The 21511-nt window shown below is 44.1% G+C and carries 21 protein-coding genes; 4 read left to right on the top strand and 17 right to left on the bottom strand.

The features are described 5' to 3' along the window. Positions 1-13: 13 nt before the first annotated feature. The 11 genes from NST74_RS01705 to NST74_RS01655 form a co-directional block, all read right to left on the bottom strand. The gene (locus tag NST74_RS01705) at positions 14-754 is read right to left on the bottom strand and encodes a TerC family protein (RefSeq protein WP_042123539.1); all 741 of its coding nucleotides are present in this window, start codon (positions 752-754) and stop codon (positions 14-16) included. A 26-nt stretch (positions 755-780) separates the two neighbouring features. Further along, positions 781-2079, bottom strand: coding sequence for a TerD family protein (locus NST74_RS01700; RefSeq protein ID WP_341110150.1), 1299 nt, complete (start codon positions 2077-2079; stop codon positions 781-783). A 253-nt stretch (positions 2080-2332) separates the two neighbouring features. After that, complete coding sequence (locus NST74_RS01695) at positions 2333-2914, bottom strand: TerD family protein (RefSeq protein ID WP_341110149.1); 582 nt, start codon at positions 2912-2914, stop codon at positions 2333-2335. An 80-nt stretch (positions 2915-2994) separates the two neighbouring features. Next, positions 2995-3570, bottom strand: a complete 576-nt coding sequence (locus tag NST74_RS01690) for a TerD family protein (RefSeq protein WP_042123535.1) — start codon at positions 3568-3570, stop codon at positions 2995-2997. A 29-nt stretch (positions 3571-3599) separates the two neighbouring features. Beyond that, positions 3600-4196: a TerD family protein gene (locus NST74_RS01685; protein WP_042123533.1), complete on the bottom strand. Its 597-nt coding sequence runs from the start codon at positions 4194-4196 to the stop codon at positions 3600-3602. 126 nt (positions 4197-4322) lie between these two features. Then, a complete protein-coding gene (locus NST74_RS01680) occupies positions 4323-4769 on the bottom strand; it encodes a tellurite resistance TerB family protein (protein ID WP_042123532.1) in 447 nt (148 codons plus the stop codon). A gap of 157 nt (positions 4770-4926) precedes the next feature. Continuing rightward, a complete protein-coding gene (locus NST74_RS01675) occupies positions 4927-5649 on the bottom strand; it encodes an amino acid ABC transporter ATP-binding protein (protein WP_042131778.1) in 723 nt (240 codons plus the stop codon). A 13-nt stretch (positions 5650-5662) separates the two neighbouring features. Continuing rightward, complete coding sequence (locus NST74_RS01670) at positions 5663-6310, bottom strand: amino acid ABC transporter permease (RefSeq protein WP_341110146.1); 648 nt, start codon at positions 6308-6310, stop codon at positions 5663-5665. Positions 6311-6422: 112 nt separating this feature from the next. Further along, positions 6423-7232 (bottom strand): transporter substrate-binding domain-containing protein, encoded by an 810-nt coding sequence (locus NST74_RS01665; protein ID WP_341110145.1) that lies wholly within the window; start codon positions 7230-7232, stop codon positions 6423-6425. A gap of 247 nt (positions 7233-7479) precedes the next feature. Beyond that, the gene (gene aguB / locus NST74_RS01660) at positions 7480-8355 is read right to left on the bottom strand and encodes an N-carbamoylputrescine amidase (protein WP_076116496.1); all 876 of its coding nucleotides are present in this window, start codon (positions 8353-8355) and stop codon (positions 7480-7482) included. Positions 8356-8408: 53 nt separating this feature from the next. Then, positions 8409-9437, bottom strand: a complete 1029-nt coding sequence (locus tag NST74_RS01655; protein ID WP_341110144.1) for an agmatine deiminase family protein — start codon at positions 9435-9437, stop codon at positions 8409-8411. Between the two features lie 300 nt (positions 9438-9737). On the opposite strand from NST74_RS01655, the gene NST74_RS01650 reads away from it, so the two are divergent. After that, entirely contained in the window at positions 9738-10169 is a 432-nt protein-coding gene (locus tag NST74_RS01650) for an Lrp/AsnC family transcriptional regulator (RefSeq protein WP_076116494.1), read from the top strand. Positions 10170-10188: 19 nt separating this feature from the next. Continuing rightward, positions 10189-10827: a LysE family translocator gene (locus NST74_RS01645; protein WP_341110143.1), complete on the top strand. Its 639-nt coding sequence runs from the start codon at positions 10189-10191 to the stop codon at positions 10825-10827. A 13-nt stretch (positions 10828-10840) separates the two neighbouring features. On the opposite strand, the gene yfcE is transcribed toward NST74_RS01645, so the two are convergent. The 5 genes from yfcE to NST74_RS01620 form a co-directional block, all read right to left on the bottom strand. After that, positions 10841-11389 carry a phosphodiesterase gene (yfcE, locus tag NST74_RS01640; protein ID WP_341110142.1) on the bottom strand — a complete coding sequence of 183 codons (549 nt, stop codon included), beginning with the start codon at positions 11387-11389 and terminating at the stop codon, positions 10841-10843. Between the two features lie 131 nt (positions 11390-11520). Next, positions 11521-13005, bottom strand: a complete 1485-nt coding sequence (locus tag NST74_RS01635; protein WP_341110139.1) for a glutamate synthase subunit beta — start codon at positions 13003-13005, stop codon at positions 11521-11523. Positions 13006-13347: 342 nt separating this feature from the next. After that, positions 13348-15303, bottom strand: coding sequence for a type I pullulanase (pulA, locus tag NST74_RS01630; protein WP_341110137.1), 1956 nt, complete (start codon positions 15301-15303; stop codon positions 13348-13350). Between the two features lie 121 nt (positions 15304-15424). Continuing rightward, entirely contained in the window at positions 15425-16048 is a 624-nt protein-coding gene (locus NST74_RS01625) for a C39 family peptidase (protein WP_341110135.1), read from the bottom strand. After that, positions 16048-18252 carry a PAS domain S-box protein gene (locus NST74_RS01620; protein WP_341110133.1) on the bottom strand — a complete coding sequence of 735 codons (2205 nt, stop codon included), beginning with the start codon at positions 18250-18252 and terminating at the stop codon, positions 16048-16050. The genes NST74_RS01625 and NST74_RS01620 overlap by 1 nt, the downstream gene beginning before the upstream one ends. A 277-nt stretch (positions 18253-18529) precedes the next feature. Between NST74_RS01620 and NST74_RS01615 the strand changes: the two genes are divergently transcribed. Next, positions 18530-19345 carry a hypothetical protein gene (locus NST74_RS01615; protein ID WP_341110132.1) on the top strand — a complete coding sequence of 272 codons (816 nt, stop codon included), beginning with the start codon at positions 18530-18532 and terminating at the stop codon, positions 19343-19345. Here NST74_RS01615 and NST74_RS01610 read toward each other — a convergent pair. Next, on the bottom strand, positions 19338-20114 hold the full coding sequence (locus NST74_RS01610; RefSeq protein WP_341110130.1) for a YheC/YheD family protein: 777 nt from the start codon (positions 20112-20114) through the stop codon (positions 19338-19340). The genes NST74_RS01615 and NST74_RS01610 overlap by 8 nt on opposite strands. 182 nt (positions 20115-20296) lie before the next feature. Between NST74_RS01610 and NST74_RS01605 the strand changes: the two genes are divergently transcribed. Next, positions 20297-21430, top strand: a complete 1134-nt coding sequence (locus NST74_RS01605; protein WP_341110128.1) for a glycosyltransferase family 4 protein — start codon at positions 20297-20299, stop codon at positions 21428-21430. Positions 21431-21511 lie beyond the last annotated feature (81 nt).

Genomic DNA, 21511 nt, shown 5'->3' with positions numbered 1-21511 from the left:
ACTACCTTTGAAATCAAGCATTTCTATGGGCTTCTTTTTTCTTACGCAGTACGCTGTAAAGAATCGTACCACCGAATACAAGAATAATGATTGAAAAGAATAATACATGTGGCATTTCGTATCCAAAAGCGCCCGCGAGCATTTTACCGGCAATAATGGCAATAAGCGCAAAAGCAGCACGCTCAAGTTCCGGGATTTTATCAATAAGCTTCAAGAATAATTGCGCTACTCCCCGCATCATCAGAACACCTATGATTCCGCCCATAAAGAGCACCCAAACCTGGTTACTAACACCAAATGCAGCAATGACACTATCAATACTAAAAGCAATATCCATTAATTCAACAAGGAGAACCGTCTTCCAAAAAGAGAACCCCTTATTCTCGATCTTCTCGTCGCCGCCGCCCTTAAACAATCCGCCATAAGCGATATAAAAGAGATAGGCTGCACCGAGAACCTTAACCAACATGAATTTGATAAGAAAGGTCCCGAGACCGATAGCCAAAAATCTGAATACATAAGCACCTATGATTCCGTAGAAGAGCGCCTTTTTCTGTTGTTCTTTAGGTAAATGCTTCACCATAACAGCAAGCACGAGCGCATTATCTGCAGAGAGCAGCCCTTCCAATAGCACTAAGCTCCCTATAATCCCCCAGCTAACCGGGTCAGAGAGCGTACCTACGACATCGCTCCATGAGAAAAAATGCCCGTAGTTCTCACTAATATTCCTGAAAAAATCAGCGAACCAATCCATTACACTTGCGCCTCCGAAAAAATCGTCTATTTACTGCCAGCAACCCAGCGCAGTCCCCAACCATAAGCCTCATCAATCTCCCGATGACCACTGTAATATTGGACCAGGCGTTCAACACTGAATGTCTCGTTATTCACATTCCGAAATAACGCGATTGCACACATACCTTTGCGGTTGTTGTGCTCGTCCAAATTGACAACAATATCGGGTCCACCGCTCTGGGTAATCGTGACAACACCGTCAGCTTCTGACCAATTGGTAACACCTTTATAAATAAAAGAAAAAATTAGAATTCGTTCAATTTCGGAAATTTTGCTACCATTAATCCGTAGATTCTCACCAGTTGTCACAGAGCCTGTCCGATCATCTCCGTCAAGCATGACATATGGAGGCTGATTTAACGAACCAAACGCATTGCCCAGCGCTTGAACGACTCCCTTACTGCCATTCTTCAGCTCATAAAGACAAGCAAGATCTAAATCCACACCGTTTTTACGATTAAAAAGCCCTCCGCCCTGCTTCTGATTCCAGTTGAGGTTAATCAGCAATTCACCTAAACCACCAGCTGATTTCTTCAGGTTGATCGAATCACCTTTTTTCTTCAGTTCGATCTTCTTCAGGTTGAGATTGATCGGTGGAAGTCCTACAGGTGAAGGTGCAGCTGCAGGAGGTGGCGGAATCTGAATCTTAGGCTCCGCGATCGGCGCTGATTGACGTTTAAGCTCTGGCTTCGGAGCTGCAGGCTTAGGCACTGGTGTCGGTGTCGGTGTCGGTTCATCGTTCGCCTCTATCCCAAAGTTCAGGCACAGCTCCTTTAAACCGCCAGCAAATCCTGCAGCAATGGCGCTGAATTTCCATTCACCGTTATATCTATATAATTCTCCTACCACAACAGCCGTTTCCACGGAGAAATGATTTTCAAGATCACATCGGAGAAGCTCCGCACCTGTTACTTGATTCAGAATCCGAAAATAGGCCTGATTTACCTGCCTAAAACTTTGACCTCGCTTCTCACCATCATAAATGGTAAGTGTAAACGCGAGTTTCATCACATCAGAAGGAACTTTATTTAGTTCCACGTCAAATTGCTTGAGACTGTTGGATGTAGGCATTTCCTTATATCTGATATAAGGCGTAGACGGATTATTATAAAATATCAAATCCTCATCTTTGCTTACTTTACCTTGTGCGCCAAGCAGAAAAGCAGAAGTATCGATCTCTAAAGCAGATGGCGATTGCCATCCAATCTCTACAATAAGAGAATCAAGTCCAGGATTTCCTTTCGTTAGGTCAACCTTTTGTCCTTTGACAACTGTAATACCCATTCATACACCACCTTTATAAATGGAGCGAGCATAAACGCCTTCTGCGTCCTCATAAGGAGGGCTAGCGTTTAAGCGAGAAATATAAGACATAAAGTATCGTGTGAACCTTATACTTTCTTACATTTTTAAATAACCCCACAAAGTGGAGTTTATACTCCGCAACCTAATTTCAGGTCCTTTGTGAGGGTGAAACTTATACTTTCTTAAATTTCAAAAAAAGGGCAGGATCGGTGATGACCCCGCCCGGAAGATGCTATTGCGCGTCCAGCCCATAATTTTTACACAATGCGCTAAGGCCGCCGCCAAAACCACTACCTACTGCCTGGAACTTCCAATCCGCACCATTGCGGTAGAATTCACAGAATACAACCGCCGTCTCTGTTGAGAAATCCTCACCCAGGTCGTAACGGAGCACTTCACGATCCGTCGAAGCATCCACCACACGTACGAAAGCATTGGAGACTTGTCCAAAGTTCTGTGTACGGGCTTCGTAATCATAAATCGTTACAGTTATACCAATCCGCTGAATATGGGCAGGCACTTTGCTGAAATCAACGATAATTTGCTCGTCATCTCCATCGCCTTCACCTGTACGGTTATCCCCCGTATAGACTACGGACCCTGCACCACCATTAGGGTTGTTATAGAATACAAAATCATCTGTACCTTTAGCTTTGCCGTCTTCATGAAGCAGAAACGCTGAAGCATCGAGGTCAAAATCTTGACCTCCACTATACTTATTAGTGTCCCAGCCCAATCCAACAACTACCTTTGTTAGACCTGGATTAGTCTTGGTAAGATCAATCCGCTGTCCTTTGGAAAGACTGATCGTCACTGACATAACCTTCTTTCATGAGTAGATTCAGTTCATTGTGTAACCACAAGATCAATACTACAAGATTTATATTACAAGATTTATTGCAAGCCGTAATCGCGAGTCAAACCGCTCAAGCCGTCTTTGTAGCCGCTACCGATTGCATTGAACTTCCACTCTGCACCGTGACGGTATAGCTCACCGACAACAACGCCAGTTTCAATAGAGAAGTCTTCGCCCAAATCGAAACGAATAAGTTCTTCATTGTTCAAATCATTTACGATACGTACATAAGAACGAGAAACTTGTCCGAAGTTTTGGCTTCTAGCTTCAGCTTCATAAATAGTAATAGTGAATGCTATCTTTTCTACATCTGCTGGGATACTCAGAAGGTCCACTTGAACCTGCTCATCATCGCCATCGCCGTCTCCAGTACGGTTGTCGCCTGTATGAATAACAGAACCGTTTTCGTTTTGCTTATTATTGAAGTAAATAAAATTCGTTTCTTTTTCAACTTTGCTGTTCGCATTAGTCAAGAATACGGAAACGTCCAAATCGAAATCTTTACCGCCGTCATATTTATTAGTGTCCCAACCAAGACCTACTGTGATTTTGGACAGACCTGGATTTGTTTTTGTTAAATCGATCTTTTGACCCTTGGATAGATTAATTGCCATGATAACATTCCTCTTTTCTTTTATTTGGATTATACGTAACGTTCCGCCAGTTGATTAATATGCGCCGCGTGACTGCCCTCACCAATTGCGGCGAACTTCCATTCGCCACCTTGCCGGTAAAGCTCCCCACAAATAAGCGCTGTATAACCATTGTAATTATCAGATAGGTTGAAGCGGATTAGCTCATTGTTGCCTACAGCATTTATCACACGGATATAAGCTGATTTGATCAGTCCGAAATCCTGTTTACGGTTCGTAGCATCATAAATATTCACGACTACAAGAACCTTGTGTACATCGGAAGGAATGGCATTCAAGTTGACCATGATTTGCTCATCGTCTCCGTCTCCATCACCCGTGAGATTGTCTCCGGAATGAATGACAGAGTTACAAGGGCTTTGCTTATTGTGGAAGCAAATCAGGTTCCCCTTCTTAACTAGCTTACCGTTCTCATTAAGCATCAGTGCTGAAGCATCACAGTCCACGTTGGCCTGTTTCTTCATCCCGAAGAATCCGCGAGACGGCTCAGCGGGATCCCAGCCCAAACCTACAATTACGTTAGATAAGCCTGCATTACCTTTTGTGAGGTCAATCTTCTGACCTTTTACCAGATTAATTCCAGCCAACTTTACGTACCTCCATTCCCTAAAAAGAATCACCATTTGTTAGTCTAGCTTTTGTATGTTCTATCAGTGATACGCTAAAGAACTAAATACGTTTCATCCGAACTCATGTATATGGTATTACATCGTTTATAAACTAAATTCACTAGGGTTTAATCCCAAGACACCGCAGATATGCCGTACAACCGCTTTTTCATGGTCATCAAAATCACCATCAGCAGAGCCGATAGCTGAGCATACACCCACAATTACGCGCCCCACATCCGGTTTGCCAGTAAACTTACCGATGGCTTTGAGTGCTTCCTGCTTACCGATTTCCGGGGAAAATTCAAAGTTACTTACATAAAAGTTGAACTGGGTAATGACGTCTCTCATGTCAAATACCTTTAGCTCATTGCTCATATTCATATAGCCGGCCATTTTATTCTTTTCAGCTTCTTCTATTTTACCGTCGGCAGCAGCAACTAAGGCGCAGCCCGCAACTACCGCATTCATGAAATCTTTATTTTTAAATTTCTTCACTTGATCTGTTAGTCCGTTTTTGGTGGTATTCAACCAGCTTTTAAATGTGCTCATCGTATTCTCCTTCTATCACCGCAAGATTATGATAACAAAAGATATCCCAGAGCCTCCTCTCCACGTATCCGACAGAATTTTCATAGTAGATCTCTGAATCACGGTTTACTCTTCTAATATACCTGATAAAATAGCAATATTCTACTTTCCCAAACTTTTACAGTACTTTTGATAGAAAAGATTGTGTCCGTTCTTGCATAGGATTTCCGAACAATTGCTCCGGACTGCCTTCTTCTACGATTTCGCCCTGTTCCATGAACAGCACACGATCCCCAACCTCACGCGCAAAGCCCATTTCATGGGTTACCACGATCATCGTCATCCCCTCACGTGCCAAATCCTTCATCACTGCCAGCACTTCACCGACCATTTCCGGATCCAGCGCAGAGGTGGGTTCGTCAAAAAGCATTATTTTGGGCTCCATCGCCAGCGCCCTAGCAATCGCAACCCGCTGAGCCTGACCGCCGGACAATGAAGCTGGATACATCTCTGCTTTTTCACTTAAGCCCACCTTTTGCAGCAGTTCCAACGCTTTTTGCCGAGCTTTATCTGGAGACCATTTCCGCACCCGAATCGGCGCAAGCATAATGTTCTCAATCACCTTCATATGTGGAAATAGATTAAACTGCTGAAATACCATCCCTAGCTCTGTGCGGATAGCATTAATATTAGTACTCGCGTCCATCAATGAGGTCCCCTCGATCACAATTTCACCACTCTGCGGCTGCTCCAGTAAATTCAGGCATCGCAAAAAGGTAGATTTACCTGATCCAGACGGGCCGATCACCACCACAACCTCCTGACTGAAAATATCAATGCATATGTCGGTCAATACTGCATTTGTTCCGAATGATTTATGTAAATTTCGCACTGAAATCATAAGCTCACTCATATTACAGCCTCCGTTCGACGTAGTTTAGCAGCTTGCTGAGAGAATAGGTGAGAATGAAATAAATAAGTGCCGCCGTCAAATAAGGCTCCCAGATCCGCAAATATTGCCCTTTCATTGTATTGCTCCAATACATAATTTCCGGTGCGGCTACGAGCGCAAGAAGTGAAGAGTCCTTTACTAATACAATAAATTCGTTGCCAAAAGCCGGAACCATCCGTTTGATCGCCTGCGGTAAAATAATAAATCGCATTGCCTGCCAATTTGTCATCCCAAGTGAAATAGCTGCCTCCCGCTGTCCGCGGTCGATAGATTGAATACCTGCCCGAAAAATCTCAGCGGAATAAGCTGCCGAATTAAGCGACAATGCAACAAACGCAGTGATCAGCGCATTGGTTTTACCGTAAATTGGGGGAATCACTCCAAAGTGAACAATCAGGATCTGCACATACAGCGGTGTCCCTCGAAAGAAATTGATATAAGAATGAAAAGGCCAGCGCAAATACCATTTTGGTGCCATTTTTCCGAATCCAATCCCCAGACCCAAAATAGAGCCAAATAAAATAGAGACCACAGAAATACCGATCGTCAGCAGGGTCCCTTTTAATAAGACAGGCAAATACTGAATGATGATGTCCAATCTAAAATCCATAGGACTCTTCCCTTCTCTTCTTTTCTCTTCTTTTCTCTTCTTTAGGTCACAAATGATTAAAAAAGAAGCATGCGCAATAGCAATCATTACGCACGCCTATTAGCTTCTCCTCTTATTTTGCCTTCAACAGTTTATCTAAGTTAGGCTCTTCGCCGAACCATGTTTTGTAGATCTCCGCATACTTTCCATTCTCCAGCACCTTTTGGATGGCAGGATCCAGTTTTGCTCTTAAATCACTGCCCTTCGGGTATAGAATGCCGTAATATTCAGCTCCGAAATTCTCTGTGTCCATGATTCCCACCAAATTCTGCTTCGGATTGTTCTTCATGTACTCACGCACTATGGCAATGTCCGCCACAACCGCGTCGGCTCCACCACCATTCAGTTCCATTAACGCTACCGCATTGCTGTCAAAACGCTTCAGATTTGCGTTATCAATCCCCATAATTCCACTCATTAGCTCATCGGCGGTAGTAGCAGCCTGCACAGCAACCTTTTTATCTTTAAGATTGAGGGCATTTTTGATATCACTGCCTTCTTTGACCATAATCATGTTGGTAGATTCAAAATAAGGAATGGAATAGTCATACGTTTCTTTACGTTCGTCCGTGATGGATACCGAAGATAGTCCCGCTTGATACTCCGTCCCTTGCTTTACACTCGTAAGCATCGTGTCCCAGCCTGTATTGGTGACCTCATAGCTAAGTCCGGCTTCTTCCATAACTGCCTTAATGAAATCAATATCAAATCCTTTGATCGTATCTGTGTCCATATATTCCATTGGTGCATAACTAGCATCACTGGCAAATTTGATCTTCTCTATTCCCGCACTTTTATTGCTATTTACATTATTCGACCCACATCCCACTAATCCCACGATCATCAATGCAACAAAAGCTGACATAATCCAACCTTTTCCCATAGCACCATCTCCATTTAACCTATTTTTTGTAAATAACTTAAAGAGATTTTAACAGAATTAAGAATTGGTGACAATTAACTTTTCTATCAAATGTAACTTTATATAACATAAGTATGTTTTATTGTGACATTTATGCGCAGTTCTACTTGAAGAACCTTCGTATTTCTCTCTGTAATATCAAAAAAGGCACTGCCAGAGATTCTATCCTCTCTAGCAATGCCTTTAGCACATTTAACTGTGAATTCTATTAAAGTATGATATCCCCATCATAAGAACCAATCATTTTGTAAAGATCTGGCCGGCGATCACGGAAAACTCCCCACTCGATCCGTCCGACTTCCAAAGCATCCAGATCAAATTCGCTCACCAGCACGGTTTGCTCATCTCGGCCTGCTTCAACAATTTTATTACCTTGCGGTCCGGCAATGAAGGAAGAGCCGTAGAAATTAATGCTAGAATCTTCATCAATTTCTTCACCGATACGGTTAGAGGCAACGACTGGAATAAGGTTAGCTGCTGCATGCCCAAGCATACAGGTCTGCCAATGATCTTTAGAATCGATCGATCCATCCTGCGGTTCCGATCCGATAGCGGTTGGATAGAACAGAATCTCTGCTCCCATCAAACTCATTACTCTAGCCGCTTCTGGGTACCATTGATCCCAGCAAATCCCTACGCCAATTTTGGCATAGCGAGTGTTCCATACTTTAAAGCCGGTATCTCCCGGATTGAAATAGAATTTCTCTTCATACCCTGGACCATCTGGAATATGGCTCTTGCGGTATTTACCTAATATCGTTCCATCGGCATCTATTACAGCCAGTGAGTTGTAACGTGCGTAATTCTTTTTCTCATAAAAACTGATCGGCAGCACCACTTGCAGCTCCTTGGCTACTGCTGTGAAATGATTAATCGCTTTGTTATGCTCCAGCTCTGTTGCATATGCATAATAATCAGCTTTCTCTTTCTGGCAGAAATATGGAGTCTCAAACAGCTCCTGCAGCAAAATAATTTGCGCTCCCTGTGCCGCTGCTTCTCTAACCAGGGTTTCGGCTTTGCGGATATTCTCATCAATATTACTGGAACAGCTCATTTGTGTCGCAGCTACTTTTACATTTCTCAAGAATCTGTCCTCCTTGTATATAAATGTCCCTTTGGACGTTTAGTTTCCTTCAATTATTGCTGAGCAGGCATTTGCTGCGTAGTGCAGTGAACATTCCCGCCTTCAGTGATGACTGCCATACCGTTAACTGTACGAATCTTACGTTTGGGGAACAAACCAGCCAGCACTTCCTCAGCAAGTTTATCTGTCTCCACCGCTGTACCGCCAAACACAGGCAATATAATTCCACCATTTACGAAATAGAAGTTTAAATAACTGAGCGTCAGACGGCTGCCGTCATGATCCACCCGTGGTGGCTGCTGAATCTTGATAATCTCCAGCTTACGCCCTTTCGCGTCTGTCGCATTCTCCAGAATACGAAGATTCTCCTGTGTAATCTCAAAATTCTCATCCTGCGGATCCTCACAGACCTGAATAATGACTTTTCCCGGAGCAGCAAAGCAGGCGATATTATCCACATGGCCATCGGTTTCATCACCACTCAAACCACGTTTAAGCCAGATAATAGTATCTGTACCCGTATAATTCCGCACATACTCTTCAATATCCTCGCGCTTCAATTCCGGGTTACGGTTCGTATTGAGCAGACATTCTTCTGTAGTAATCAAAGTGCCTTCTCCATCCGTATGGATCGAGCCGCCTTCCATCACCAGCGGTGCATCAAAGCGTGTAACTTGTGAGTGTTCGAGAATCTGTGGCGCCACTTCGTCATCCAGATCCCAAGGTGAATATTTACCGCCCCAGGCATTGAACTTCCAGTTCACACCTGCTAGAACACCATCTTTATTAACAACAAAGGTAGGTCCGTTATCACGCAGCCAAGCATCGCTATGCGCTATAGGCAGCAGCGTTACATTCGGTCCACTAACCAGACGTTCTACTCTTTCCACGTCCTCCGGGTTAACGATGACCGTGATCGGTTCAAACTCAGCAATGGCTGTGATGATCTCCGTATAACCTTGACATACAGACTCATGGTTATCCGGGAAACACATGGATTCCTGCACCGGCCAGGAGATAAAAGTACGTTCATGCTTGCCCCATTCCGGTGGCATTGTATAGTTCAACTCTTTAGGATTCATGTGTTAACTACCTCTACTATTATATTTGGAGCTAGCCCTACCCTTAAAACTCCTTCCTCATCATACAATAATATGTTCTAGCGCTCAATTCCCTGAGACACTAATAATGTTGGAAGAAATCTTTTTTTGTTCGCCACAACCTTTTACAGTTAAACTTTTTAGGTTTAATCCGTTCCAACAAGTCTTTATTTAATTATTTTAGTTCAAAAGAGAATATCATTTAATATTTTTACTTATTATAGTGATTCTATTTTCATTTTTATTGCCTTTTGTATAATTAACTTAAAGGAGTGAAATGTAATGGACGACATCGATCTGCAAATCTTGGAGCTGTTGAAGAGCAACGGACGCATGACTAGTTCCGAAATCAGTAAAATCGTTCATTTGTCCGTGCCTTCCATCACTGAAAGAATCCGCAAGCTGGAGAATAGCGGAGTGATTGATCAATTCACGGTCAAGGTGAACCGCAAAGCAATAGGGCAAAATCTAGTAGTTTATATATTTGTACAGCTGCACGGCTCGGTTGAAACAGAGCACTTCCGCAAAACTATTATTCAATCCCCACTAGTACTTGAATGTCATCATATCTCGGGGGAATACGACTATCTCTTAAAGGTGGGGCTGATGGATTTATCCCAATTGGAGGAATTTATAACGCATACACTCAAAGCCAATCATGACATTGTAAGATCCAATACTGTATTTACATTGTCCACGCTAAAAGAAGAATAGATAAAAGGAGTGATTCCTTATGGCATGGGAGTGGATCGCCAAAGGAATTCTGTTGGGGCTTTCTATTGCGGCTCCGTTAGGTCCTATCAGCATATTATGCATCAAGAAAACGTTAAACTCAGGATTCAAAACCGGTCTATGCTGCGGCTTGGGAGCAGCCACAGCTGACGCAGTTTATGGCATTATCGCTGGATTCGGCTTATCCTCCCTAACCGCTCATCTGGTTGATCACAAAACGGTGCTACAAGCCTTAGGCGGACTATTTATTTGTTATCTGGGTATAAATTCGCTATTAGTTCCTCCGAGAAAGAGAAACATTGAATCCGATACAAAAACAAACTCAGTGAAATCATACGCAGTAACGCTGCTACTGACGTTATCCAATCCCATGACGATTATTTTTTTCCTTGGTGTCTTCAGTGCCTCAGGTGTTCTTTTGTCTCATAGCAGCTCCAATATGCCGTTTTTAGTTGGCGGTGTATTTCTAGGTTCCACTTTATGGTGGATTTTTTTGACAGGGAGTACCGCCTTGTTCAGGAACAACATGACATTCGGAAGCTCGAAACAGCACTTATTCAACAAACTGTCTGGACTAGTAATGTTATCTTTCGGCGTTATCGCCCTTATTCAATCTCTCGATCTCCGGAGATTCTTTTAGACAGAATATCAAACTAAACGGTAATTCTTTTTACCACATTGCCTTCAAAATCCTTAACGATGAATTCTCCAGCCTCAAGGACACCATAAGAATTCGGATTATTCTCTTTAGGCAGTGAAATGGAGCCGGGATTCAGCACAAATATGCCCTCTTTTACGTCCGCAACCGGAATATGGGTATGCCCCTGAATAAAGATATCCTTCTCGGATAGTGCCGGTAAATTCTCAATACTAAAGCCATGACCATGTGTAACATAGATTCGTCTGCCTTCATGCAGGAGCATGACATAATCGCCCATCATCGGGAACTGCAACAGCATCTGGTCCACTTCAGCATCACAGTTACCGCGTACTGCCGTTATGGGTTTCTTTTGGTTATATTCATTCAATTTATTAGCAACTCCCTGTGGGTCATAACCCTTCGGCAGTGGATTTCTGGGACCGTGATATAAAAAGTCTCCTACGATAACAAGACTGTCTGGCTGTTCTTCCTCTACCTTTTCCAATGCCCGTTCTAACCAGAATAAAGATCCGTGAATATCGGAAATAAACATTAGCTTCATCAATGTATTCTCCTTTTCGACTTAACTTAAATAAATCTTGTGCTCAGATCATAATTTTAACCTTGAATATACCCACAACGCAAAAGCGGACGTTCCCCTAAAAGGAACGCCCTGCTCTATATGCTTCTCCCTTACGGTAAATTCGATGATCCCATCAAGAATCGATCCACTTCGCGGGCCGTCTGACGACCCTCATCAATGGCCCAGACAACAAGGCTTTGTCCGCGGCGCATATCGCCTGCTGTGAATACACCTTCTACATTGGTCGTTTGTGCACCGAACTCCGCCTTGGCATTTCCACGCTCATCGCGTTCTACCCCAAGCTCGCCTAGTACAGTCTCTTCGGGGCCTGTGAATCCCAAAGCGAGCAGTACTAGCTGCGCCTCTAGCACTCCCTCACTGCCGGGTACTTCAACCGGAACCATCCGTCCCTGTTCATTACGAGTCCACTCAATTCGTACCGTATGCAGCTCCTGCACATGTCCACCGTCATCGCCGATAAAACGTTTTGTCGAAACAAGATATCGACGTGGATCTTCTTTATACAACTGCTCCGCTTCTTTTTGTCCATAATCTACTTTAAGAACCTTTGGCCATTCTGGCCACGGGTTGCTAGGCTGACGCGTCAGTGGGGCCTGTGGCATAATCTCAAGCTGGATCACACTACGACAGCCGTGGCGGATCGACGTAGCTACACAATCCGTGCCAGTATCTCCACCACCGATTACAACTACATCCTTATCTGCCGCAGACAGATATTCGCCATCAGCAAGTTCTGAATCCAGCAAGCTCTTAGTATTCAACGTTAGAAACTCCATAGCCTGATGAATGCCGCGCAGCTCTCGACCCTCTATCGGAAGATCACGTGCCTGCGTGGACCCGCCACACAAGACTACTGCATCATGCTCCGCCTTAAGCTGTGTAGCCGAGATATCCCGCCCAATCTCTGTATGAGTCACGAATGTAATCCCTTCGGCCGTAAGCAAATCCACCCGGCGCTGCACCGTCTTTTTATCCAGCTTCATGTTCGGAATACCATAGGTCAACAAACCGCCAATCCGGTCTGCCCGTTCATACACAGTCACCGTATGCCCTGCCTTGTTAAGCTGAGCAGCACAAGCAAGGCCTGCTGGGCCTGAACCCACTACAGCTACTTTTTTACCTGTGCGGGAAAGCGGCGGCTCTGGCACAATCCAACCTTCTTCAAAACCTCTATCTACAATCGCTTTTTCAATCGATTTAATCGTAACGGGCTTGCCATTCATCCCCACCGTACAAGAACCTTCACAAGGCGCCGGACACACACGTCCAGTAAATTCAGGAAAGTTATTGGTCTTGTGTAGACGTTTCAGCGCAATCTCCCAGTTTCCACGATAGACCATATCATTCCATTCCGGAATCAAGTTATGCAGAGGACAACCGGAAGCCATACCAGACAACAGACGTCCTACATGACAAAACGGTGTGCCACAGTCCATACAACGCGCACCTTGCTCACGCAGCTTCTCTTCCTCCATAGGAATCGAGAATTCATCCCAATTCTTAATCCGCTCAAGCGCCTCACACTCCGCAGGCGTCTGCCGTTCAAATTCTAAAAATCCGGTTGCTTTCCCCATCTCTGTCATCCTCTCTAAAATATCCCCACAAAGTGAAGCTTTCTTCGATGCGTACACAGATACTTTGCAGGGACCCCAATATATACTTTCTAAACCGTTGAAAAAGAAAAATACGCTCTATGTTTGTCTGAGGTCAAGCTTATGCCACTCTAAAGCGTCAAAGTAAATGCCTTCATATTAACATCCAATATCGTCATCGAAAATGAGTAATGTCACCTTTTTATGTAAAATGAAACAATCAAATTAAGAAAATAGAAAAACAAAAAAAGCACACAGTGTACTGTACCTGATTAAAGTACGTTACTCCGCATGCTTTTCAATATTGATCTTATGAAAGACTATCTATTTCACTGTCAGTACTACTGTCCCAATCCCATTTACAGTTAGCTTATTTCCAGTCAGCTCCTGCGTAAGATCAGCCCCGAAGATGCTCTTCCATGCTCCAAGCTGCGGCAGAACCACAGTGGTCTGTTCAGCATTCGCATTAAAAAGAACATAAATATGCTTCGCTGCATCTCCTCCAGCATGGCCACGTAGCGTGTAAGCTACTGCACTTGCCGGTGCTTTTTCAAAAACTAAATGGTTCCGAATGTCAGCTGCTGTTCGCATACGGAAGGCCGGGTGAGCTTTACGCAGTTCGATTAACTGTTTCATATACGCCACATCTTCCTGATGCGCAGCGCACAATTCCCAGTCCATACGATTGATCTCAACCGAGGATTTGTAGCTGTTCTCCACTCCGTTCTTGGTGCGCATAAATTCCTGACCCGCATGGATAAAAGGAATCCCCTGACTCATGAACACTATCGCAGAAGCCAGCCTATGCATGGATCGGCGCTGAGCGACCGTCTCACCCTCGGTGGACAATACGATTTTATCCCATAAGGTATGATTATCATGACACTCTACATAATTAACGTTCTGCTGAGGCTCTTCGGCAAATTGCTTAATTCCTGGGCTGAAGTCAATTCCTCCCGCAATCCCCGCCTTGATCGCAGGCTCCAGACCCATCATTCCACTGATGAAGCCCGGCTGATCATACAAAAAGATATTTCCTTTAATCGCATCCCTGAAGTCATCATTAAAATGTCCGATTCCCGGCATAAGGGAGGCATTCTTCTGATGAGCGAGCCGTTCCATCGGCAGCTCTGTTCCCATCATCCAGCCTTCACCAATCGTCATGATGGATGGATCTATTCCATCCAGACGCCGCCGAGTTTCCCGCATCGTATCAACATCCATCAAGCCCATCAAATCAAACCGGAAGCCGTCGATATGGTATTCTTTAGCCCAATAGACCACGGACTCCACAATGAAGCGGGACATCATCAAGCGTTCTGTAGCCACGTCATTCCCACAGCCTGAGCCATTCGACAAGCTTCCATCTTGTTTATATCGCAAATAATAGCCTGGAACCAGTTTAGTAAAATTCACGCGATATCCATCGTACACATGGTTGTAAACAACATCCATAATGACACGGAGGCCACGATCATGAAGCGCTTGAATCATTGTTTTTAGCTCTTGAATACGTAGTCCGGGCATATAGGGATCCGTAGCATAGGAGCCTTCAGGAGCATTATAATTCTTCGGATCATAACCCCAGTTAAAATGAGGTTCATCCAGCTTCGTCTCATCTACACTCTCTGTAGAATAATCATAAATAGGCAATAGCTGCACATGGGTTACACCGAGATTTGCGATATGATCAAGTCCGGTTAGAATACCCTCAGGTCCGCGGGTTCCTTCTTCCGCCAAAGCGAGATATTGTCCCTTATGAGTCATCCCGCTCGCCGGGTGAATGGATAAGTCACGCAAATGAAGTTCATAAATAATGGCGTCCACAGGATCCTCAAACGGCGGCTTATCTTCCGTCCAACGTTCAGGGTCTGTCTTGCGCAAATCTAGAATAGCGCCTCTGTCACCGTTCACGCCAACAGCCCGTGCATAAGGATCAGCTGCTTCATTCCACTGTTCACCTAAACGCACTCGGTAAGTATAGAATTTGCCATCCAGATCACCGTCAACTGTAGCTCTCCACGTTCCCCGGATATCGCGAATCATAGCATATTTGCTCTCCGCCGCTCCCTGCCATGAATCATAGATTACTAGCTCTGCCTCCTGAGCCGTAGGAGCCCACAAGCAAAATGATGAGCAGGCCGGTGAATAGGTCAGTCCCAGATCATCGCCGTCGTAGCTGAACAACTGATCAAACTCCTGAGCAAAAACAGAAATACCCCTAGTAGTCGCAGGATCACCATAATAAATGGGTTCCTTCATTTCCTTTTGTACGGACAAAGCACCTATCCCCTTTTCCAGTTATTAACTGGATTATAGTATGATCCTCGCATTTGTGCAAACGTTTGGACTCGAAATAATTAGATCATTTTTCCAGAGGAATTCCCTTAGCAGATCGCGATTAACTAGGTGTTTCTAAGATATTCAAACCTACCATCGTAATGATGTCTTTATTCGAATAAAATGGAATGCGCCGTTCTTTACAAAGAGCAATTCTTCCGTCCTTATACCTCACACCATTATCCTGAATGATGAGAATTGGACGATCCCCGTTATCAGGCACCTCATATCCTATACCTAATACCCAGTGGTAGTCGTAAGCAAAGCTCCCTCTCCACCGAAAATTAAACCATTTATCAAATTTAACAGCGACTGGTCGACCTGCATCAATCTCCGCTTTATACACATCGAAATCGTTAAAAGTAGAGATAGATAGCTTATACTCCCCCTCTGGCGAGATTGAAGCGTTGATATAAGCTGTGATTCCCTTTACAAAACGACGTGTACTCATGCCTAAAGGGGTTCCTCCGTGATGACTGTATATGTAATTAATATGATCTGCCTTGGAGTGAAAATGACCTGTGCCACGAATAAAGTCCATTCCTAGCTGGGTATTCCAATACTCGGTTAAAGCTGCCATTGTCGCAGGTCCACAAGCAGAAGACGGGGATGAAACCCCAGCCTCCCACTGTGTGTATGGATCCGCCGGTAGTTTGTTGCTGAGACTGGAGTTTCTATGCTTCATCAGGACATTTCTCCTTTTGAAGAAATCGGCTTAGAAGCTGAAAGGGCATTGCCCTCCGGGAGTAGAATCACATTTTCACCAGCATCCATAGGTACCTCTAAATCAAATCCTGATTCCATTTCCTGAGCGGGTTTCTGCTCTGTCTGAGCAACTATTTCTTCATCACTCTCATCTCCGCTTTCAGGATTAATCTGTAGCGTGAAATAGAAATTAGAGCCCTCTCCTTCGCTACTCTCCACCGCAATGGCTCCGCCCATCAGCTCGACGAGCTTTTTGCAAATGGCTAGCCCTAAACCCGTCCCAGCATACTTACGATTAAACGAGGAGTGCAGCTGGTAGAATGATTGAAATAACTGATGCTGCTTTTCTAAAGGAATACCTATCCCCGTGTCTCTGACATTAAACTTCAAAGTCGATTTCTTTGAAACCACGGACAAATTCCGCTCCACGTAAATACAGACATTGCCTCGGTCAGTAAATTTAATCGCATTGCTAACCAGATTAACCAATACCTGACGTAATCGTCCTGCATCTCCCATAATGAACGTAGGAACTCCTGGTGCCATGCTGTAAGACAGCTCAAGATTTTTTTCCAAAGCCTTAGCCATAAATAGATCCGTTACACTGTCCAGTACCTCTCGAAGATGCACGGGCTCATGTACGATCATCATTTTTCCGGCCTCAATTTTACTGTAATCGAGAATTTCATTCAGAATATATAGAAGAGAGCTACTGCTCTCCTTAATAATATTTGTGTACTCACGTTGTTCTTCATCTAGTTCTGTCTCGGCAAGCAGATCAGTCATCCCCACAATGCCGTTCATAGGCGTGCGTATTTCATGGCTCATAATGGCCAGAAACTCTGATTTAGCCTGGTCCGCTTTTTCCGCAGATTCCTTGGCACGAATGATCTCCTTCTCATCTGTAATATCCCTGAACACGACTACAACACCCTTAGGTTCACCTTTATCAAAAAGAGGCGTTACCTGGTACTCTGCAAGAAAGCTCGTGCCATCTTTACGCCATAAGACTGCATCCTTGCTCTGGTAAGATCCCCCTGACCTAATGGCTTTGATTAATGGCGACTCCTCTGGCCGGTAATGGATCCCATCAAGCGCTGTCTGCTGAATATGATCTAGATAGGTATGACCCATAATCTCATCATGTTCATAGCCGAGCATATGCAAACCTGCTGGGTTGATGAAGGTCACCTTCTCCTCCATATCGAGTCCAAAAATACCCTCCGAAACCGCATTTAATATAAGGGTGTATTCATTGCTTAGCTTTTCGATTTGTTCCGTATATCTTATACGTTCCGTAATGTCACGGGAAATACCGTATACGCCTACCACTTGATCGTCTACAATGATCGGAATATTAGTGGTATTAATCTCTATAAAATGGCCTTCTTTATGAATAAGTGTCAGATCATAGCTTTGAGGATAGCCCTTAGCGGCTAAGTTAAAATGATACAGCGTCTTCTCCATGTCCTTCTCATGCACAACGGGACCAAAGTACATTCCGATCAGTTCTTCCAGCGAATACCCTGTCAATTTCTCCAGATTCGCATTGGCTGTTAAATAATCCCCTTGCAAATTCATGGAGTACACAGCAGAGGGATTATATTCAAATAAGGATTTATAGCGCTGTTCATTCTCCTGAAGCTTGAACTCGAACTGTTTGCGCTCTTCAACTGCATGACGGGAGATTAAATCCAGTGAGTTCTCAGTCATCGATCTATAATTACGTTCACTTTGAAAAATCTGTTCCTCTAGGTCCCGATGATCTGCTATTTGTTGATCTGCAATCTTTCGGTCCGTAATATCTTCGGCGTACACAATAATATACGAAGGGGCTTGTCCTGCTGCTCCAAATCCTGAGAACGTCAGGGAAAGCCATACCGGATGAGCTTCTTTGTTAAGAAAGCACTCCTCCTTCTTCCAGCTCCCTGCAGGAGAGTTCTGAAGCTCATCCATTACCAATCTATAGGAGAGCTCTTTCGAAGACGACTGTCTACCTTGCATTTCTGCAAAAATAGCCCCAGCAAGAAACTCAGCTTCTGTAAAGCCAAGAAAATTGCAAAAAGCCGGATTGACCTTTAACCATTTGCCATTACCATCATTTAAAGAGAGTACGGCTATTCCCTCTGGGGACCTCATAAATGCATGTTCCAACATCGTGTTATATTCTATCGCGTTATCCATCTACGCCAGACCTCCTTTGTTGCGAACGTTGCACTCTTTATTCCCGTCTTAGTTCAGTATACGATAAGAAAGAGGAGTATAGAAATGTCCTGCGTATCATTTTGAATAGGAACCATGTGATTTTAAATATTGACTGGATGGCCTGAAGCAAACTATTATTAAACAAAATATATCGTTCGTGACCTATTACGCTGGAAGCACCCGTAATAAAGGCTTTTGCCTTTGCTACGGGTGCTTTTTTTGTTGTCATTAGGTTTCGAAAATAGGAGGAGAACAAATGAAAACATTAAAGTCGGTGCCCTTATTACTGCTGGCGATCACACTACTGCTAAGCTCATCATCTGGAGCTATTGCTGCATCCACAACAGAATTAACCCCCTCTATTAAAGCGGCTTTTGATCTGACAGCCGCGACAGCCGAGGGTTCTGCTAGGGTTAAGTTGACTGCTCTGTACAATGATTTATCCACCTTAAAGCTGCAGTATGATCAGCGCGAGGAGCAGATCCGAATCCTCCACTACAACAATGAGCAGTCGCTAGTTGTTGTACGTCAACAAATGAAAGAGATCGATCTTGAAGTAGTAAACCGCTTGGAAGCCTCCGTTAAGAGCTGTAAGCAACGCTATCAGCCCTTATTTGATCAGTATAGTGCGCTTAACAAGCGAATTAGTATCGCCAAGACTCTTAAGGATAAGACCTTGAATACCGTACTGCGTGCCCAAGGTGACGCTATGAAGATCTTGGTTCAGTTGGCACGCCAAGAGATCAGCGATAAGCAGAATCAGCTAAACGCTGCGAAAAAGACACGTACCCAAAAGATAGCTGAAGCTCGCAAAACCTTAGCTGGCATTGAAAGTCCTCAAATCACGATCAAATCTAACAAGAGCGTGATCACCTCGTTAAACAAACGTGTCTCAGCAGATTGGACGGACTTTAAAGCAGCGATTCGTAAACAAAATCTTACGCTAACCACCCAATCCCTATCTTCACTGGTCTCTGGTTATCGTCAGATCGCAACTCACAAACAAAAAATAATAGAGCTCGAACAAAAGGTTTCCCTTGTTATAGCGAATACAAAGAAACAAATCAGCTAACGGTCCTCTTCTTCTCATTTGCTCTGCGATAAGCCATCACTTTGCGGTACATGCTTTTATTAGGAAGATGTTTGAAAATATACGGATCCGGACTAGTATTCACTTCAATAATCCAAGGCGTCATGTGGTTATCTAATCCTACATCTACACCAATCTGTTTAAACCCAGGATATTTCTTATGGTAGAAACGTCCGGTATCCTCACCTAGCTTTCTCAATATCTTAAGCATCTGAGCTTGCTGAGCATCGTTCAAATAAGGCGACAGCAGCTTCTCCATAGACATTAGCGTACCACCGTTATGATAATTGGTAACAATCTTGCCTTTCTCAGCTACTCGGCCAATCAATCCGGTAGTTTCCCATTTGCCACGCGGACTGAGCTGGACCATCACACGGATATCAAAGCGATGCTTACCATGCTTCAGCAAAACAATTCCTCTCTGAATCAAGTAACTACGTCCGCGTGTCGCTTTCTTAAGTGATGAATAAAAGGTGTCATAGACTCCAAACGTTTTTATCTTTGTTCCACTTTGGTATTTGTATTCTGTTCCATGAGAGTCCTTACTCTGTTCAACCTTCATCACACCATTACCGTAAGTACCGTGTTCCGGCTTAACGTAAATCATCCCATATTTTAGCAGCATCGTCTTTAAGTTGACTTTACTAAACCTTACAGTCTCTGGAATCAGCGGTGAAATCTCGGAATTTTGCATGAGCACCTTGGTTTTAATCCATTTGCTGGTCAACGCCGACTTTGACTTCGTTCCCAATTGCCCTCTCCCCTATCACTCAAATAATCATCACGGCCTTGCTTAGCCTTAGTATTTTATGCATCGGCAATATGAATGGCATGGGTTGAACGCCCTCTCCGCTTTCAGATGTATCTCCAGATACTAAAGCTGCATATGGTGGGAAGAGGATAACCATTAGCGGATCAGAGGAGGCATGAACCATGCATATTTGTATTATTGCGCCGGAACGGCTCCCGGTTCCGGGAGACGGTTCAGTAGAAATTTGCATTTGGGCCATTGCCAGACGGCTGGCTGAGAAACATAAGGTTACCATTGTGAGCCGAAGAGCGCCGGGACTGCCCGATGCCTCAATATTAGAGCAGGTCAGAATCATTCGGTTGCCTGCAATTACCCCCGTCCATTATCGTACTTCGGTATTAGACTATATTCAGAATGAGTCATTTGATATCGTTCAGATTGATAATCGCCCCCATCTTATGTCTGCTGTAAAGAAACGGCTCCCACATCTTCCGGTATTTCTATTTCTGCATTCTCTTACATTCACACCGGACACAGATAAGACTGCTAGGGCCCTGGCAAAAGCAGATCTGATTATTGCGAATAGCCACTCTCTACAACGAAGACTAACTCACCGATTCCCTCAATTAGACAATGAAATCCGTATTGTCCTGCTAGGAGCAGATCTTGATCGATTCACTCCTGTAGGCACACAGGAAAAATACCATCTTCGCAGACTTTACAGACTCCCGAAGGCCTTTACCGTCTTATTCGTCGGTCGGGTCATTCCCCGCAAAGGGGTGCCCATATTGATACGCGCTATGTACCATTTAAATAAACATCTTCCCGTTCATCTTGTAATTGCAGGCAAAGGCAACCCTTCGTATTTGCGTCAGCTGAAGCTGCTTGCAAGGCGGCTGGGAGTACCCGTCTCTTTCCTTGGAAATGTAGCTCATGAAGATATTCATACCCTTTATCAAGCCGCCGATTGCTTTGTATGTCCTTCTCAGAGTCATGAATCCTTTGGACTTGTTAATGTAGAGGCTATGGCCTCGGGACTGCCCGTCATCGCTTCTAGCAATGGCGGTATCCGTGAGATTATTGATTCCGGCCATAACGGCTTTCTGGTGGAACGATATCGCGAGTCATTGCCCTTCGCTAGATATTTGCTGCGACTAGGCCGGAATCCGGAGTTAGCAGCAACCATTGGGAAACAAGGAAGATCAGATGCGCTTGAGGTCTTCAATTGGCACCGTACAGCAACTGATTTGGAACGCATTTATCAAAGATACATTAGTACAACAATAGAATCCTACAAGTATAAACGGGAAATATAAGACATAAAGTATGGTGCGAAACTTATACTTTCTTATATTTCAAAAAAAGTAGTCCGCCTCCAATCACTGGAGACGGACTAC

It is taken from the genome of Paenibacillus sp. FSL F4-0125 (assembly GCF_038008565.1).
Classification (GTDB): Bacteria; Bacillota; Bacilli; order Paenibacillales; family Paenibacillaceae; genus Paenibacillus_AQ.
The sequence above is the reverse complement of the archived record's forward strand: the minus strand, read 5'-3'. Positions and strand labels throughout refer to the sequence as shown.

Bases quoted from the DNA above. Each gene is read 5' to 3' on its own strand.
- NST74_RS01705 (WP_042123539.1), bottom strand. From the start codon at position 754: ATGGATTGGTTCGCTGATTTTTTCAGGAATATTAGTGAGAACTACGGG.
- NST74_RS01700 (WP_341110150.1), bottom strand. From the start codon at position 2,079: ATGGGTATTACAGTTGTCAAAGGACAAAAGGTTGACCTAACGAAAGGA.
- NST74_RS01690 (WP_042123535.1), bottom strand. From the start codon at position 3,570: ATGGCAATTAATCTATCCAAGGGTCAAAAGATCGATTTAACAAAAACA.
- NST74_RS01680 (WP_042123532.1), bottom strand. From the start codon at position 4,769: ATGAGCACATTTAAAAGCTGGTTGAATACCACCAAAAACGGACTAACA.
- NST74_RS01675 (WP_042131778.1), bottom strand. From the start codon at position 5,649: ATGATTTCAGTGCGAAATTTACATAAATCATTCGGAACAAATGCAGTA.
- NST74_RS01670 (WP_341110146.1), bottom strand. From the start codon at position 6,310: ATGGATTTTAGATTGGACATCATCATTCAGTATTTGCCTGTCTTATTA.
- NST74_RS01665 (WP_341110145.1), bottom strand. From the start codon at position 7,232: ATGGGAAAAGGTTGGATTATGTCAGCTTTTGTTGCATTGATGATCGTG.
- NST74_RS01655 (WP_341110144.1), bottom strand. From the start codon at position 9,437: ATGAATCCTAAAGAGTTGAACTATACAATGCCACCGGAATGGGGCAAG.
- NST74_RS01650 (WP_076116494.1), top strand. From the start codon at position 9,738: ATGGACGACATCGATCTGCAAATCTTGGAGCTGTTGAAGAGCAACGGA.
- NST74_RS01645 (WP_341110143.1), top strand. From the start codon at position 10,189: ATGGCATGGGAGTGGATCGCCAAAGGAATTCTGTTGGGGCTTTCTATT.
- yfcE (WP_341110142.1), bottom strand. From the start codon at position 11,389: ATGAAGCTAATGTTTATTTCCGATATTCACGGATCTTTATTCTGGTTA.
- NST74_RS01635 (WP_341110139.1), bottom strand. From the start codon at position 13,005: ATGGGGAAAGCAACCGGATTTTTAGAATTTGAACGGCAGACGCCTGCG.
- NST74_RS01625 (WP_341110135.1), bottom strand. From the start codon at position 16,048: ATGAAGCATAGAAACTCCAGTCTCAGCAACAAACTACCGGCGGATCCA.
- NST74_RS01620 (WP_341110133.1), bottom strand. From the start codon at position 18,252: ATGGATAACGCGATAGAATATAACACGATGTTGGAACATGCATTTATG.
- NST74_RS01615 (WP_341110132.1), top strand. From the start codon at position 18,530: ATGAAAACATTAAAGTCGGTGCCCTTATTACTGCTGGCGATCACACTA.
- NST74_RS01605 (WP_341110128.1), top strand. From the start codon at position 20,297: ATGCATATTTGTATTATTGCGCCGGAACGGCTCCCGGTTCCGGGAGAC.